The sequence below is a fragment of the Roseinatronobacter sp. S2 genome (assembly GCF_029581395.1).
Lineage (GTDB): Bacteria > Pseudomonadota > Alphaproteobacteria > Rhodobacterales > Rhodobacteraceae > Roseinatronobacter.
Genome location: NZ_CP121113.1, coordinates 945689 through 962572, shown reverse-complemented (window position 1 = coordinate 962572; position 16884 = coordinate 945689). Strand labels below are relative to the sequence as shown.

The window sequence follows — 16884 nt, the reverse complement described above, 5'->3', positions numbered from 1 at the left end:
GTCATGTCGTCCTTCACTTTGGCGATGCCCCGACTAAGGGCCACATCGACCGGCAGGTAGAATATCCGGTTCGACACCGGATTTCGGTATCTCGGTGAACAGGGCAGCGCGCAGCCTGTTGTTCTAAGGGTCTGCGACGGCACCATTGCCCAAAGTCAGACATGGCGAAAGCACGGCAGGGTCCAAGAGCAGCGTCATGACTTTCCTTATAGCTCCCCCCTATTGCAGCGCCTGATCAACCTCTACCTGGCGATTCTATCAGCAATAAAGTCAGTAAAAAATTGCAATTAATGGCGCAAATGTTGCAAATTTTGGAACTGCAGGCCGCAACAGAAAATCCACGGTAGCAGCCAAGAATTTCAGGATCTGTCACACGAAAGTTAATAGGAATTTGCCGCTTTCGGTTTCGCCTTCGTTTTGGCCAGCTGCGAAAATCATGCAACGCACACTGGATAAGGTAGCCGACCTGATCGACCGATGCCGGACAGATGTTCACAATCGTCATAGCAAGCAACGGTACCGGCGCGTCGGCGGTTCGCTGAACCTGCTGGTTGACAGCACCTGCCTCAAGTTTCTGGAATGAGAGGGTCCTGACCCAAATGGGGCCTCGTCCGCCCGATGAACGCGAATGGCAGGCCCGTGAGCATGGCGTTCAGGGCCGACGCCAGTGGCGCAACGTGCGAAGTCTCAAAGCCGTCGGAGAGCGTATCGCTGCAAGACACCCAGACCGCCGAACTGCCGAAATCCGCATCGCCCTGATGAACCGCGTCTCAGCCCTCGGAACGGCCGAGATCGTCTGCGTAGCCTGAGTTCAAGGGGGAAAGGGAAAGTCACGCCTCAGGCTTGAGTTCTACAACAATGCGGTTCTGATCCATCACGGCAAAGGCCTGCCCTACAAGCGCGAAACGCTGGGCAACAGGTTTAAGCGTCAGTGCAGGGCGGCTGGACTTGCCCACTGTTCCCTGCACGGCATCCGCAAGGGGCAGGCAACTGCAACCGCGGATCAGGGCGGCGCAGAATTTGAAGTGATGGCATTCTTTGCGAACACAACGCCGAAAGAGGCAGCAACCTACACGCGCAAAACTGATCGCGGGCTGCTCGCTGCTAGTGGCCTATCCCGGCTGTCTGGAGCAAATCCAGAACAAAACTCGTCCAACCTTGGCGAAGGGTCGGAAGAATTCAACCGCAACATATTGAGAGGTAACGAATAAAATGAGTAAGTGGCAGCCCGTAGGGGCAAGACATAATCAATTGAAAACAATGGGCTTAGCTAGTCCAACCCAACAACTTATGGCCATTGGAACCATTGAGATAAATTCGCGTCTGTCCAACCTAAATAGGCTCACCGACGCACGGTATCCGGCCACTACAACAAATTCAATCCAACCGACACAACTGATCTGACAATCAGATAAAACGCAAGGAGGCGAAGCTGCGTCAACAGCATCGCCCCCGAGATATCCCGCAGGAAACCACCTCGAAACCCGCATGGACCAGTGAGAGATCGCTGATCCGTGCTCACAATGCAAGGAAAAGCGATGTCATCGAAATCATCGAAGCCTACAAGGCATTCAGAAGCTCCTCTCGACTTTGCCGCTCAGTGTGAAGGCAGGGGTGTGAAATGACAAACTACGTTGCGAAAGCTATGAACCTTGCCAAAGACCCTGCTGCTGCCCTGATCCTGCAAAGGCTGTTCTACTGGCAGCCGAAGTCCAAAATGAACGTGACGGAAAAACTTGGGTTGCGTTCTCTCGGGCACGCTGGGCTCAGGAAACCGGGCTGAGCGAATGGCGAGTCCGTTGCGGCCTGAAATTGTTGAAAGAACGCAACATAATAGAGTCTGAGGTCCACTTGTTCGGGAATGTCACTACAGCCTTCATAAGGGTCCGTGAAGCGGCAATTCACAAAACCGGAATTAGGGGACACCCCTCAGACCGGCATGGATGACGTCTCTCCGACTGGGATGGTGAGCGCCCCTCCTGCCGGAATGGAGGACGTCCCTCCGACCAATAATATAGAGGTAAGTAAGGGAGGTAAGGTAGGTGATAAAATAAGTGTTAACGATACGAGTCTTTGCACGGCGTCCCGTGCGAAGGACAAAATCAATTCGCCGGAAGGCTTTTCGGAGGGAGGTGACCATGTGAATGCACAGGACGCATTGCTGGCCTTGAGCCAGAAGAACCTTGCCACGAAGCCGAACACGGTGAAGGACCTCGTGTTCCAGTACAAGCAGGCCATGGCCGAAGAGTACGGCCACGTGATGGTGAGTGTGACCCAGAAGCAGGTCGGACAGTTGAGCCAGTTCCTGAAAAAGTGCCCACCGGGTAAGGGGTCCGAGATATTTGCCAAGGTGCTTGCCGAGTGGGCCGAGTTCACCAGTGAGGTCAAATTCTCTGCCGGGGTCAAGACCACCCCCGGCGATCCGAGCATTGGCTTCATCCTCGTGCACGTCAACGTGGCCATCGCCTTTGCAACACCGGAGCCCGAATATAAGCCGGAACCGCCCAAGGCCATTGTCAGCACCCTGCCCCCCAAAACACACCCGAAGAAGCCAGTACCCTATGATCCCCCGATCAAGGACATGGCTGAGTTGCTTGCGCCGCCAAAGATGAAGCATGGCAAATCCGAACCGCCCGCCAATGCTCCGACCCCCAAGAAGCTTCGCCTGATTTCGAAGGCTGGAAAAAAGTCATCATGAGCCTGAAAAAACTTTTGCCACTGACAATACAGGGAGTGGGGTGACCTAATTTCGGGAACTGAATTTCCGCGCTCTCAGCGCCATCGAACCCCGAGCCACACCCAAATTCCCCATCAAAGCGGAACTTGGGCACTCACTGGCCCGCATATTGCCTCTCAGGGCATTCTGCGGGCACCACTACCTCCAATCCGATCCCAGCGTACTGCAAATAACTAGAGCCAACGACGTAAATCATGGGTCGATGATCCGTTGCTCTGTCACCGTGTCTGCCAACCAGTCGGCACAATGCCCGCCCTCAACAAGAGCAATCTACCACTGGATAGAGCAAGCCAAGTAAGAGCGATCAGAAGGGCTGCTGTCTCATGTTTGCAATTAACTGCGGAAGCGCACCGTGGAGCCAACCTACCCGTCCGAAGGTTGCAAGCCCGGAACAGGCGTGGTCAGGTGCCAAAGGGGAAAGGTAGGATTTACATGACGGATCAGATTTCAGGATTTTCAATTCAGACCATGAGCCAGCTTGGGCAGTATGTTTACGCCCTTATCGATCCAAGGCGACAGGACGATCCGCAGGGTGGCATTTTTTACATTGGTAAAGGCACAGGGCAGCGTTGCTTTCACCATGCTGCGCTTGTGGCGAAATCTGGTGTCTTTTCGTTGTCTGAGCGGGGTGCAGACCTCAAGTCAGACACGATCAAGGAAATCTTGCAGCTTGGGCAAAAGCCGGAAATCAAAGTGGTAGCATACGGCTTGGATGATGCCCGCGCCTTTGCGCTGGAGACGATCCTGATCAGCGTACTGAACCTGAGCAACAAGCATTCCGGGCACAACTCAAATCAATACTGGCGCAATGTGAACGAACTGGAAGAACAGCATGGCCAACCTGTCATGCGGAGTGAAATCCCCGGCACAGTCTTGCTGGTTGGCATGAATAATTCTTACCCTGACGCCAAAGCTGATCCTGCTTCACTCGCAGAGCAAACTTTGGGTGACTGGACCATTGCCCCGGTCGCAGCGAAACGAGTTGACCTGATCATCGGCTTGCATCAGGGCCTGATGGTGTCTTTTTTCAGGACGAAGAAGGACTCAGAAGGCAATGCAATTTTCAGGATAACGAACGAAGCGACACGCGAAAAGCACAAGAAACGCCGGTGCCGTTTTGAGGGGGAACCTGCCCCAGAACTTGCAATCAAGTGGGAAAGGCGATCTCTGCATGATGACAATTCAGAGACCGGAACCGTTATCTTGTCCACGCTCGGCAGACAGCAGTCACTGCGTTATCTACCCGAAACCTGAAGTCGAGTAAGCAGCAACCCACGAAGCCACGCGTCAATCGGACGCGATCTGCTCTGTGTGGCCGACATTACTGATTTCAAAATCGCCACGACTGCAACCTGTGCCCTCGGTGGATGCCTGAATTGATCTGGTCTGGCTGGTCGAATGTGCTGGCAGAACTCAAACTGACCGATGCCACAGCATGGAAATTGTGATCAGCCACCACGATGCCTGCCAGCGATGAGAGCAATTTGTCAGCGAATAGAACACGCCGCACAAGAAAAATTCTGGAGACAGCTATCCAATAATTGCAATCAATTGCGCAAAAGTAGTTGGAGCCAGATGACCCGCCCAAAGGTTGCGCACCCGGCGTGCTCAAGCCCCATGCAGAGCGGTCAGTGTTCCATGGCAGGTCAGGGGTCTTACCAGAGGTGGCCCGCCGCTGACCTGCAATGGCCCAAATGGCCGAATATCCCCTGTGTGCCAACCTGTGGGAGCGGCTGAGTACATTCGACTCAAAATCAACGGGTTGAGAGCGTCGAGAGGCCGCGTGAACGCACTTTGTCTTGCGCTATTGGACGCCATTGCTCCGGTAAACATGATTTTCGCAGGGTTCCAGCATGTACCACCGAGTCTCTAAAAGTTATTGTTTTTACAGTAACTTATGGAGAAATCATGCCAAATACAATTTTGACGCTGGGGTCATCAACCCTATCATGGGCAGAGTTCACCCAACGCATTCAGCAGTGCGAGATCGGCTGCCTGATCGACGTTCGGTCATTCCCGCGATCCCGCCAACCGTTCTTCAATCAAGCCCCGCTCAAGGCTGGGCTGAACAAGCGCGGCATCGGCTATCTGCATCTTGGCACGCAGCTCGGTGGGCACGTCACGGATGAAGAAGCCAGCTATGCGCGGCGCTGCACACTGCCCCGGTTTCTGGACGGGATCGAACAGGTCATGGACATTGCCACGCGCTGCCGTCCAGCATTACTTTGCGCAGAAGGGGAAGTTCTGGACTGCCATCGCTTCTTCATCATATCCCGCTATCTGGTCGACCGCCACGATGTCGAGATCGCGCATATCTTGCGGAGCGGATCGGTTGAGCCACACGCCCAGACAGAAGATCGTCTGTTACAGCGCATGAGGCTGGCTGCCGATTTGTTCAGTGACAGGGCCGAACGCCTCGACAAGGCATATGCGGCGAAGCTGGTCAGAATGGGGCTGCGGCCATGAGCTTCACACGACACCATAAGCAGCGCCAGATGATCCCGGCCCAATCACATGTCTGCACGCGCCATTTCCGCGTGATACCAGAGTCCCTCAGCGCCGTCCCACGCCTCGGCCCACCAATCCCTCACGCGGACCAGACAGCCCGTCTACAGCTTTCCAACGCGGCGGATCAATCGGCTTTAGCAGCTCAAGGAATTGCAATTAATTGCTGGAGCGGAAATCGGTCGATGATGCCATTTTCCGGTCATGCCGATGGTGATGGGAAGGATCAAAATGCAATTAACTGCGGAACATTCCAGACTGGTCCTACAGCAGAGGGTGGACTTTCCGATCAAGTGGCGGACCTGTTACGACGCAGCGTTGCCCCCGCCAGCGAACGCGCCCTTCGCAGCGATCTTGCCCAGTTCCATGAATGGGGCGGCACCATTCCAGCCAGCCCGCATATGATCTGCGCATACATTGGCGATCACGCGGGGCAACATGCCGTTGCGACCATCCAGCGCCGGATTGCCTCGATCTCCAAAGCCCATGAAATGGCAGGTATGCCGAACCCCTGCCGGGCCGAAATCGTGAAAGCCACACTACGCGGCTTGCGGCGCGCACATGGCACGGCTCAGCGGCAGGCCAAACCCCTCTTGCGGGATGACCTACTGTTGGTCCTCGACAGTTTGGGCAGCACGATCCGCGATCATCGCGACCGGGCGCTGCTCCTGCTTGGTTTTGCCGGGGGCTTTCGCCGTTCCGAGCTGGTCGGGTTGAATTGCGCTGATGTTGAGGCCGCGCGCCAAGGGCTGATCGTGACCATCCGGCGCAGTAAAACCGATCAGGAGGGTGCAGGGCGGCGACTGGGCATTCCCCATGGTAGGACCCGCCATTGCCCAGTGGGTGCGCTGGAAGCATGGCGTGCAATCGCAGGAATTGAACAAGGCCCGCTGTTCCGCCCGGTCAACCGTCATGGTCATGTTGCGACAAGTGCGCTGACGGGGGAGGCCGTGTCTGTTGTGATCCGCGAGCGACTGGCAGCAGCAGGGATCGAACCTGAAGGCTATTCCGGTCATAGCCTGCGGGCAGGTTTTGCGACCAGTGCGGCGCAGGCGGGTGTATCAACTCTGAAAATCCGAGCTCAGACAGGCCATGCCTCAGACGCGATGTTGGCCCGGTATGTACGCGATGGGGACATGTTCACCGGGAACGCGGCAGGAGCGATACTGTAAGCCCGAATCGCTCGGTTACTTGCGGCCCAAAGGCGATGCGTATTGAGGTGGCACCGGCTGTCGAGGGCGTTCATCTAACCGTAGTATCGTTAAGTCTTGGTTTCGAAAATGCCGCACCGCTGCCCACCCCCAAGTAGGTTCGTAAAAGCGCTTCCGAAATCAAAAAAAACCCGCTACTCTTGAACCTTAGCTTAATCAAGGGGGGGATATGCAGGTCACAAACTGCGGCCGCGGTGTTCATGCACGTGAGGTCAAGGGCCTTGAGCTACTGAAAAAAGAGCTGCCGTCAAACTGGTATGCCTTCACAAATCTTGATCTCGCGCTCGGTCTAGGAAAATCGCGTGAAATTGACCTCATCATTGTATCGGATCACCGTATTTTCTTTGTCGATATAAAGGACTGGAACGGAAACCTCGAGAATAGAGAGGGTCGCTGGTTCAACAATGGCAGAGATTACGGCCCCTCCCCTGTACAGAAGATTGGGGATATTGGCCGGGAGGTTTTGACACCCCTAAGAAACCAGCTAAAAAGTCGGCCCGAGACCCGCCAAGAGCCCGTCCCGTTTATCGCCAGTCTCGTTGTCCTTACAGGCTCGGCAACAAATGCTAATCTTGATGGTTTGGAAAAGCGTAAAGTTCTCTCCGCCGCTGACTTCATCAAGTTGGCCGGAAATACACGAGAACTGAACGAGACATTCGGCGAACCGCTCGCTAAATTCTTACACCGACCTCTCACAGACGGTTTTTGGAAGGATAAACTAAGCCGCTTTTTTAATGTCGGCCCGAATTCGCCCTTTAAGCCAGGACGGCGTCGTTTCCAAAGGTATCTTGCAGAGGATATATCTAGTTACGCTCATCCGAGTGACGTTTATCGAGAATATGAAGCGACCGAAGAGGGCAATAAGAACAGCCTAGGAATCTTGAGGTTATGGGACTTCACCAAGTGTAAGGATGGCCGCTTCCAGACCGAAGAGGGGCGACTGGAGATCGCCGGGCGTGAGCAGCAGGTATACCATTGGCTCCGTGACCGGGATCAGGAACTAGAGCGAACACTTCTGACTCCGCGACTGGATGATCCAGACCGTAGTGTCAATTATTGGGAGATTTACGATCGCCGCCGTCGTATGCGACGCCTCAATGAGTTTGCTATCAGTGAAGCTTCTACTATTCTTCCCAATCAGAAGATAGAATTGGCGCGGCAGGTAATATCTGCTGTTGCGGCGCTGCATCGCCAGAATGCATCACACCTCGACCTTGGTGGACACAGCATATGGCTAGAACTTCCAACGTCCGTCAGGCTATCTCATCTACTGGCATCGCGCTTTCCGGAAGGAAAATCTCTCGGTACTTCACGTTACCAATTCCTATCTGGGGTAACGGTGCCCGAAGACGTGCTGGAAGTAGATGGCGGCCCGAAGCGGCGAGATGTTTTTCTGCTCGGGGTTGCGGTACACACGCTACTTTTTGGACAATCACCAACGGGTGAACCGGCGGAATGGGACGCTGAAATTGATGCAGCCAATGATTATTCCGTTTTGCATGACTGGTTTGCGGAGGCTTTGGAAATTATCCCTGAGCAAAGATTTGCGGACGCGACTATCGCTCTTGAGTCTTACAATAGAGCAACTGCTTCGAGGCCAACATCGGATGAAATAATTTCGAAACTTGAATCGTTCAGAGAGACCATACGGTCACAAAGACAGTTATTCACTATATTTCCTGTTGATGGGGAAATGATCGTTGAAAGTGATCGGGTGGATGTATGGCGCAGTATAGACGGCGGTGTTCCGGTCTTGGTCAAGCAGTGGAAACAGCCAGCATGGGGGGACCTGAAGAAAGAGGGGGGCAGCATTCTTTCCTTCTTACGTCGTGCTGCCAACATGAAGGCTGACAAGCCATTGGGAGTTGCGCCGGTTCGTGGCGCGCACTGGCTGGGTGATAGCATTGTCCTTGTTCAGGCCTGGATCGAAGGCGTTCCACTCGATGTCATTATTCGCGATAATAATGAATATAAGGTCGCTACGGACGCCCTGGAACTGTGTAGTAATCTCGTCACGATAGTAGATAGCCTTCACGAGCAGGGCATAGGGCATGGTGATTTGAAGCCAGCCAATATAGTTGTTGACTCTGAAGGTCAAACCCTACTCATTGATGTGCTTGACTATTCGCCGCGTGCCGATGGTGAAATCGTAAGTTCAGAGTATGCGCCTGATAGTGGGAATCGTATGGAGCGAGATCGCTTCGCACTCACCAAAATTACCGAGGAAATTCTCACAGCATCTGATCTTGCTCCTCCAGATGCAACGATAATTGCGTCGGCAATTCGAGAATGCCGTGAGAAGCCACCTGTTCTCACGACCCTCCTACCGTTACAGGAGGCACTGATGTCGACTATCGCGCGCCTTCAGTCGACAGAGCCGAAGAAAACAGAGGAAAAGAAATCAATCTCTGTTTCGTTAGTAGGTCAACAGACAGGTCCAGTCGCTTCCGATGAAGGTTTCTTTTTTGTTCGTGTTCGGCGTCATCCGCACTATCACCACCTATCGCTTCACATTCGCGGCGCATTTGAGGAACTCGAAGTGCGCCTTGACGAAGATGGTCGAGCAATAGGCGCAAAACGGCGAAAGCTTGAACAGTGGCTTCTGACCCTTGCGGCAAAACAGGAGTTTTACCGTTTAAGTGCCACTCTGACTGTCACGCGCTCTGACGTTACAGACTTGTCGGAGCTTGAGCCAATCTTAAACGATCCTGTGGTCAAAGAAAAAATAGCCAAAGAAGTCTCGGGAGACGCGTTGCCAGCGATCTCTGAAACGCCTGAAAGCGCCGATGCCGTCCCGCTGGAAGACGAGGCGGAAGACGCACTCGCCGAAGAGATTGCCGAAAGCGACGCGCTGTCAACCGATATAGACGTACCGGAGTTATGGCGCGTTCTTATGGAGGTTGAGAACGAGCTCACGACCGAAGCTGTTGTGCAGCTTGACAGCGATTATGATCGCGGAATTAAACGCCACAAGGTCGTCATTGAGTTGGAAAGCGGCGAGTTTGGTTTTTCTCGAAATGATACTGTGGCTGTTCAGAAGCAGGACAAGAAAGGAAACTGGCGGCGCATTGGTGACCTTGATATAAATCACTCCAAGCCGGATCTTGCTGTAATCGATGCACAGGGCGGTTGGTCTTTGAGTTCAAGACTTGTTGAAGCAGGACAGCGGCTACGTTTTCTCAGCCACTTCGAGGGTACCAGCCTCAAACGCCGTAGCGACGCAGTCGATCGAATTCTGGCTGGCAACGGACGCGCGAATGACCTCATGTCAGTTTTCGATTCCCGCTCCAACGCATCCCCCGAAATAACCGACCATCACGCGAGCGAAGAATCGTTAGAACTCTACGGGCTCAACGATGACCAAACACAAGCCTTTCGAAACATCATAAACTCGCGTCCGGTGGGGTTGCTCCAAGGGCCGCCTGGTACGGGAAAAACGAAGTTCATTGCAGCTCTTGCACACTACACAATTACCAACGGACTTGTACGGAACGTTCTTCTTTCTAGTCAATCGCATGAGGCGGTAAACAATGCCGCCGAAGCGGTTCTCACGCTTTTCCGTAAGACCGGTGAGTTGCCCAGCCTATTGCGTGTGGGGATGGATGGCGCACAGGTATCACCACCACTGCGCCCCTATCATACGTCCCGGGTCGAGCAGTCCTATAAAGATCAGTTTAGCGCCACGTTCGGCGAACGTATGGCTGTGGTCGGTAAGGTATTAGGGCTTCCACACGAAATTATCTCGCAAGTCGTTTTTCTAGAAACAACGGTAAGACCGGTCGTTAATAGGATTTGCGAGCTAGCCCGTGATTCTGAAACGCAGATTAAGCGAATAAACAGCCTTGTTGATACACTGCAGGAGCATTTGAGCGTGCTCGATGTCGAGATCCCGCTTCCTGATTCCAGCTTCGAAGAAGATTGGAATTGTGTTCTTGACGAGATCGCTGCCGCAATCGCGCGACGCGCAGCGCGGCAGTACGGAGTTGGCGCAGATAGAATTGAACGACTGAGGTCCATAGCAGGATTGGGTCGCGATTTTATCGGCAGTGTTTCCCGAGCTGAGCGCAGCTTCGATACCTTCCTCGCGGGCACTCGCCAGATTGTTGCTGGAACATGCGTTGGACTTGGCAGATCATCGCTCGGTCTCACGGCTACGGCTTTCGATTTGGTGATTATTGACGAGGCCGCCCGTTGCACTTCCGGCGAATTGCTCGTCCCGCTTCAGGCTGCTCGTTGGGCTGTCCTTGTCGGCGACCACGCACAGTTGCAACCTCAGCATAAGCCTGAAATCGTCAACCTCGTTGCAGAGCGGACCTCGATTGCCAAGAAGGAAATCAAGCGAAGCGATTTTGAACGCATTTTTATGACGAACTATGGCCGCGCTGCTGGCTCGCAGCTGAAAACACAGTATCGGATGCTTTCTCCCATAGGCCAACTCGTATCTGAAACATTTTACCCAGACCTCACGCTCCTTGCCGGGCGCCGGGACCCTGTTGTTGATCCCCACGTGTTCCCTAGCGACCTGAAATATCCACTGACATGGGTGGAGACCGATGGCCTTGGGCAGGCGGGTTACGAGCGCAATGACGCCAAAAGTAAGAGTAATCCTGCGGAAGCAGACGCGATCATCCGTCTCCTCGACCGGTGGTATGCGGATGACAAGTTTCGCGATTGGCTGCTTACGCAGCAAAGTCATCCGATAGGTATCGGAGTGATCTGCATGTACGCAGCACAGCGCAATTTGATTGAACGAAAACTAAGGCAGTCCTCACTGGCTACTCTTTTGGAGCGGAACGTAAAGGTTGGCACAGTAGACAGCTATCAAGGGAAGGAGAACCCAATAGTGATCTTGTCGCTCGTTAGAAACAACCAGTATGGACCTGTCGAGGCAGGCAGCAAGACCATTAAAGACGGCTTTCTTGTTACACCCAACCGGATCAACGTCGCTGTCAGTCGCGCGATGGACAGGCTTGTAATTGTCGGGTCACGCAATCGGTGGAGACCTAACTCTCCAATGGGTCGACTGTCGGCAGGCTTTGAAAGACGGATCGATGACGGCGTCGCCTCGGCTATCGCCGTGGAAGATTTGTTAGGAATTCAAGAAGGGCTGAAATGCGAAGGTTCATCTCGGGATGACTCAATAGAGAGGCAAGAAGAATATGGCAAAGCTTAATAGACCACTCTTGCGATTAAGAGGGCATGAGCTTGTGCCACTGGAGGAAGACCGGCGTGTAGAACTCGATATATTCGATGTTTTGTTGCCTTGCCGGTTTTTTGAAGTGAATTACAAGGTGGCATCATTGGGGCAGGTAAGTCCAACGCTCGAATTTTTGCTCCGCCTTGTCAAAGCGGCCCCTGGAATTGACGAAGAAGATGCGGCTATATTTTTTGGCTACAGCCCGACCGACATCGAATATGTTCTGGAGGAGGCTATTGCTCCTGGTTATTTGGAGCGGAGAGCCGGGAAGCTGTGGCTGACGATTTCAGGTGAAAGTCTCTTTCAAGAAGACGATGAACAACCATCGATCTACACCGTTGAAGCGCGTCGACGTTCATTTGGCTTCGATCTCATGTCGATAGCCCCTCAGATCAGAAGCACTCTAGATGAGCTTGAGCGAGTTTTGCCCGAACTTCCTTCCGAGGACCCCGCCGAGACAGGCCGAGTCGCGGAGCGTGTGCCCGCTCGTTTTAAACAATTTTTCAGAGAACTCGCAGATCAGGCGGATCGTGGCAAGACCGAGCGCCGTGATATCTATTCGATTGATCCATTAGTCACCCCGGGCACAAGGTTTCAGATGCCTCTTCGAGTCGTCACATTTGCTCAAGCATCCAATCCCAGTGCAGCTGAAATTGATTTGTCAGCATGGCGGATGGATCACGAGATCGCTGACCGACCCGAGATTGAGCGCGCGGTAGCTCTGTTTGTGAAGGATCAGCAGACTTCAACCGCTCAGCTCGATGCTGCCTCTGCTTATCAAACTCTAATCGACCTGGCACCAGAGTTTCTCAAGGAGTTTGCGACGCGAAATGGTCTTTCAGTAGTCCGTTACTGGAGGGAAGCAGTAAGTCGCGCTGGTGAACCGAGAAGCGATAGAAAAACTATTCCTATCGTTGGCTCGTTACTCTTGCCTGGCAATATCGAGCGTGTACAGGCGGTACTGGCTTACGGCCTGCGTAACGTAACTGAGGCACCCGAGAATATATACGCGGTAGCCCCCCAAACTCAAGGATGGGGCGCAACGACCCAGCAGCGGGACCTTCTGACTTTGATACAGGAAACTACAGCACGCACTTTGCCTGGGGAAAAGTCTGAAATGAAATCTTTATGTTTGTATGCATGGGGCCGGCCTGCAAAGTACACTGAAAAGACGTTTGATGAAATTCAGGAGGTCCGTGTCGGGGACTTTCCCAAATCTTTAGAGCTCCTGCTGGTTCCTGATGTTATGGTGGCGGCGATCGTTCACGCGCCGCTTGGTGCATCCACGGGAAATCCAGTGCCGCTGGGACTGGCCTCTTTTGACCCGCTAGTTGTCGACCGGGCGTATGGTTACTTTCTTCAACGCTACGACCGCTAGCCGCGTTCTTGCATCCGATAACACCCCATTATCACGGGTCACAATCGGCTCGTGTGGCAGGTTTTTCAGCATGCTCACTTTCCGCAATCAATTGCGCAAGCAATAGAACCGGGTTTACGGCAACCCAGCGCCAAGTATCTCTGCGGGTATCCTGCCAAGTCGGATCGGGCGTACCTTTCCGGGCTTGGCGCGATGAAGGAAGTGATCAACCGGTTCAAAATGCCGAAGGTTGTCCGTCTGTCCGCCCCCAATACCCGTGATCAAAACCTGACAGAGCGTCTGTGATTGGGTTGCATCACGCCGCACTGAGTCCGTAAGTGTTTGACGTGAGGGGCTTCGCAGTGCTTAAGTCATCCTCGACCGCTTCAGGAAGCGTCCTGTGCGTTGTCCTGAGGCATCCCTCGGTTCTCAAGGTGGGTAGCGAGAAAGACCGAGATGCGATTTCAAGTTGAAGTGGGCGATTGAATGAAGCTATCCGACCTCGAAGAATTTTCAGAGGCCCTCAAGGCAAAATTTTCACTTCCCGGCGCGGCCTCACCAGAAGACCAACTGAAACCGCTGGTCGCTGACCTGTTCAAGTTTGCAGGGGACACCTACGGCCTGACCATTGAAACCCGCACCGAAACGCATTTGTCGGAACACAAGGTCCGGCCCGACATCGCAATTTATGTCGGCGGTCTGATCTGCGGCTATATCGAGTTGAAGGCACCGGGCCTCGGTGCCGATGCGCCAAAACTCAGGGGCGAGCATAACAAGAAGCAATGGGAAAAGCTCAAGGGACTACCGAATCTGATCTACTCAGACGGGCGGGAATGGGCGCTCTATCGTGGTGGCGAACGGCCGGATGGCCAGCCGATTGTTCGCATGCACGACGACCCGACCGAAAAAGGCAAGGCTGCGACCACCAACGACGATGCCGAGGCGCTTGAGCGGCTGTTCCGCGACTTTCTAGGCTGGCAGCCGAACGTGCCGCATCAGCCGACACCGCTCGCGGTTTATCTCGCCCCTCTCTGCCGATTCCTGCGGTCTGAGGTTGAAACCGCGCTGGCCCAGCCCGGCTCCGCCGTTGGGCTTCTCGCAGGTGAATGGCGGCAATTTTTCTTCCCCGATTCCGATGATGCCAAATTCGCAGATGCCTACGCCCAGACGGTGACATATGCGATGTTGCTGGCGCGCCTCTCCGGTGCGGCCAAGCTCGACCCGACCGAGGCCGCGAAGACCCTCGACAAGAACAACGGCCTGCTGGCCCGGACCCTCGAACTGCTGGGCCAGAAGGCCGCGCGCGATGAACTGGCGGTCGGGTTCGAGATGTTGCGCCGATCCCTCGAAGCACTGGACCCCCACGACTTCCTGAAATCGAAGCCCGACCTGTGGCTGTATTTCTATGAGGACTTCCTTGCCGCATATGACCCCAAGCTGCGCAAGGATTATGGCGTCTACTATACCCCGCGTGAGGTGGTTGAATTGCAGGTGCGCCTTGCCTCGGAACTGCTGGAAAAGCGGTTCAGCAAAAAGCTGGGCTTTGCCGATGATGGCGTGGTGTTCCTTGATCCGGCGGTGGGCACCGGCACCTATCCCGTTGCGGCAGTGAAGCACGGGTTGGAAAAGGTGCGCGCGCGATCTGGCCCCGGCGCGGTGCCTGCCCGAGCCCGCCAGATGGCCGAGAACATGCATGGGTTCGAGGTGCTGGTTGGCCCCTATGCCGTTGCGCATCTGCGGCTGACACAGGCGCTTGAAGGGGCGATGAACGATGCCAAGGCGGCGGCCGGTGAACCCGAGGAAAAGCTTGCCAAGCGATTGAATATCTATTTGGCAGACACACTATCAAGCCCGAACAAAGCCCCGCCGGGTGGACTGGACCTCACACATAAAGCCTTGACGCAAGAGCACGAGGCCGCCCGCAAGGTGAAGCAGGGCGGCGATATTCTCGTGTGTCTGGGTAACCCTCCCTATGATCGCCAGACCATCGAGGAGGGCGACACGGACACGCAGCGCAAGGGCGGTTGGGTGCGCTTTGGTGATAAAGGCCAAGGCAAAATGGATATTGCAACGGCCGTTGTTGAAGGCGGCGACAGGACCGAACGCCCAATCTTCAGAGATTTCACGGAACCAGCCTCGAACGCGGGTGCGGGCGTTCACCTCAAGAACCTCTATAACGACTACGTTTATTTCTGGCGCTGGGCGCTGTGGCGATTGTTCGAGCAACAGAACTGCGGCGGGGTTGTTACGTTCATCACTGCATCGAGCTATCTGGCGGGGCCGGGCTTTATCGGCGTGCGAGAGGTGATGCGGCGCACCTTCGACGAGCTTTGGATAATCGACCTTGGCGGCGACAATCTCGGCACTCGAAAAACGCCGAACGTGTTTAGCATTCAGACCCCGGTGGCCATTGCTATCGGAGTTCGGGCGGCGAAACCGTCGCCCGACAAACCCGCGAAGGTTAGATATGCGAAGATCGAAGGAACAGACCGCGAAAGCAAGTTGACGCAACTCGAAGTCGTTGCGGATTTTGGCGGGCTAGTCTGGCGAGATTGCCCCGATGACTGGCATAAGCCGTTCCTGCCAATTGGAAAGGGCGATTATTCGGCTTGGCCAGAGATTGTCGATATTTTCCCAGTTAGCTTGAATGGAGCCCAATTTAAGAGGCACTGGCCAATTGGAGAAACTGTTGCTGTTCTAAATGCTCGGTGGGATCGCTTGGTGAAATCTAAGGTGCCAGAGCGTAAGAAGTTGTTTCGTGAAACAGGCGGGTGGAAGATAACGAAAACAGTGCGCGACGACTTACCGGGAGAAGGCCAGCCGCCGATTATTTCGCTGACTGAGAGTTCGGCGCGGCCACAGGCAATCCCGTTTTCTTATCGTTCGTTTGATAGGCATTTCGCACTGTATGATTTCCGCTTGGGCGACCGTTTGCGGCCCCCGCTTTGGCGTATGAACGGTGCAACACAAGTGTATTTCTCGACACTGCTATCGACCGCGCTTGGTTTCGGACAGGCCGTGAGTGTGAGTGCTGCAATTCCCGACTTGCACCATTTCCGGGGTTCTTTCGGCGGCAAGGACGTAATCCCCCTTTATCGGGACGAAGCCGGAACGGAACCGAACGTGACAGCCGGAATGCTCGATGCCCTTGGCGCGGAATACGGCACCACGCCGGACGCAGAGGACCTTGCCTCCTATGTCTATGCCGTTCTTGGCGGGCAGTCCTATACTCGACGCTTCTGGAACGAGCTTGAGACGCCCGGCCCGCGTGTCCCCGTGACCAAGGATGGCGCGACCTTTGCCGAGGCGGCAGCGCTGGGGCGCAAGCTGATCTGGCTGCACACTTATGCCGAGCGATTTCAAGGCGAAGGGCGCGGTGACGAAATCCCGCCCGGCGCGGCCAAGATCATCAAGGGCGTTTCCGACAACCCGGCGAACTATCCCGAGGCATATTCCTATGACCCTGCCACCCGCGAAATCACCGTGGGGGATGGCCGCTTCGGCCCCGTTGCGCCGGAAGTCTGGGAGTTCGAGGTGTCTGGCCTCAAGGTCGTGCAGTCATGGCTGGGCTACCGGATGAAGAAGCGGGCGGGCAAGAAATCCTCGCCCCTTGATGACATTCGCCCCGAACGCTGGACTGCCCGCATGAGCGATGAGCTTCTGGAACTTCTGTGGGTTCTGGACGCAACCCTTGCAATGGAACCGGAGCTTGAGAAGACGCTCGACAAGGTTGTGGCCGGTCCCTGCTTCACGGCCGCCGAGTTGCCCAGCCCGTCCGAGGCCGAACGCAAGGCACCGAAGCATTCGGCGGATACCTCGGACAAGCAACTTGGTCTGTTTGGCGACGATGACGACGATAACGGGGAAGAGGACTGAA

8 protein-coding genes and 1 pseudogene are annotated in these 16884 nt (G+C 54.8%); all 9 read left to right on the top strand.

What is annotated here, in order from left to right:
- Nucleotides 1–677: 677 nt before the first annotated feature.
- A pseudogene (locus P8S53_RS04445) lies at nt 678–809 on the top strand (IS5/IS1182 family transposase); the annotation flags it as partial.
- Nucleotides 810–1621: 812 nt separating this feature from the next.
- On the top strand, nt 1622–1783 hold the full coding sequence (locus tag P8S53_RS04440; protein WP_277805957.1) for a hypothetical protein: 162 nt from the start codon (nt 1622–1624) through the stop codon (nt 1781–1783).
- Between the two features lie 357 nt (nt 1784–2140).
- A complete protein-coding gene (locus P8S53_RS04435) occupies nt 2141–2698 on the top strand; it encodes a hypothetical protein (RefSeq protein ID WP_277805956.1) in 558 nt (185 codons plus the stop codon).
- A 471-nt stretch (nt 2699–3169) separates the two neighbouring features.
- Entirely contained in the window at nt 3170–3991 is an 822-nt protein-coding gene (locus P8S53_RS04430) for a GIY-YIG nuclease family protein (RefSeq protein ID WP_277805955.1), read from the top strand.
- A 654-nt stretch (nt 3992–4645) separates the two neighbouring features.
- Entirely contained in the window at nt 4646–5203 is a 558-nt protein-coding gene (locus P8S53_RS04425; protein WP_277805954.1) for a DUF488 family protein, read from the top strand.
- On the top strand, nt 5200–6414 hold the full coding sequence (locus P8S53_RS04420) for a site-specific integrase (RefSeq protein ID WP_277805953.1): 1215 nt from the start codon (nt 5200–5202) through the stop codon (nt 6412–6414). Before P8S53_RS04425 ends, P8S53_RS04420 begins: the two co-directional genes overlap by 4 nt.
- A gap of 208 nt (nt 6415–6622) precedes the next feature.
- On the top strand, nt 6623–11626 hold the full coding sequence (locus P8S53_RS04415) for an AAA domain-containing protein (protein WP_277805952.1): 5004 nt from the start codon (nt 6623–6625) through the stop codon (nt 11624–11626).
- Nucleotides 11613–13028: a hypothetical protein gene (locus P8S53_RS04410; RefSeq protein ID WP_277805951.1), complete on the top strand. Its 1416-nt coding sequence runs from the start codon at nt 11613–11615 to the stop codon at nt 13026–13028. Before P8S53_RS04415 ends, P8S53_RS04410 begins: the two co-directional genes overlap by 14 nt.
- A gap of 465 nt (nt 13029–13493) precedes the next feature.
- Nucleotides 13494–16883, top strand: coding sequence for a type ISP restriction/modification enzyme (locus P8S53_RS04405; protein WP_277805950.1), 3390 nt, complete (start codon nt 13494–13496; stop codon nt 16881–16883).
- The last annotated feature ends 1 nt before the right edge of the window (nt 16884 follow it).

Coding starts and splice junctions, on each gene's coding strand:
- P8S53_RS04440 (WP_277805957.1), top strand. CDS start 1,622: ATGACAAACTACGTTGCGAAAGCTATGAACCTTGCCAAAGACCCTGCT.
- P8S53_RS04430 (WP_277805955.1), top strand. CDS start 3,170: ATGACGGATCAGATTTCAGGATTTTCAATTCAGACCATGAGCCAGCTT.
- P8S53_RS04425 (WP_277805954.1), top strand. CDS start 4,646: ATGCCAAATACAATTTTGACGCTGGGGTCATCAACCCTATCATGGGCA.
- P8S53_RS04420 (WP_277805953.1), top strand. CDS start 5,200: ATGAGCTTCACACGACACCATAAGCAGCGCCAGATGATCCCGGCCCAA.
- P8S53_RS04415 (WP_277805952.1), top strand. CDS start 6,623: ATGCAGGTCACAAACTGCGGCCGCGGTGTTCATGCACGTGAGGTCAAG.
- P8S53_RS04410 (WP_277805951.1), top strand. CDS start 11,613: ATGGCAAAGCTTAATAGACCACTCTTGCGATTAAGAGGGCATGAGCTT.
- P8S53_RS04405 (WP_277805950.1), top strand. CDS start 13,494: ATGAAGCTATCCGACCTCGAAGAATTTTCAGAGGCCCTCAAGGCAAAA.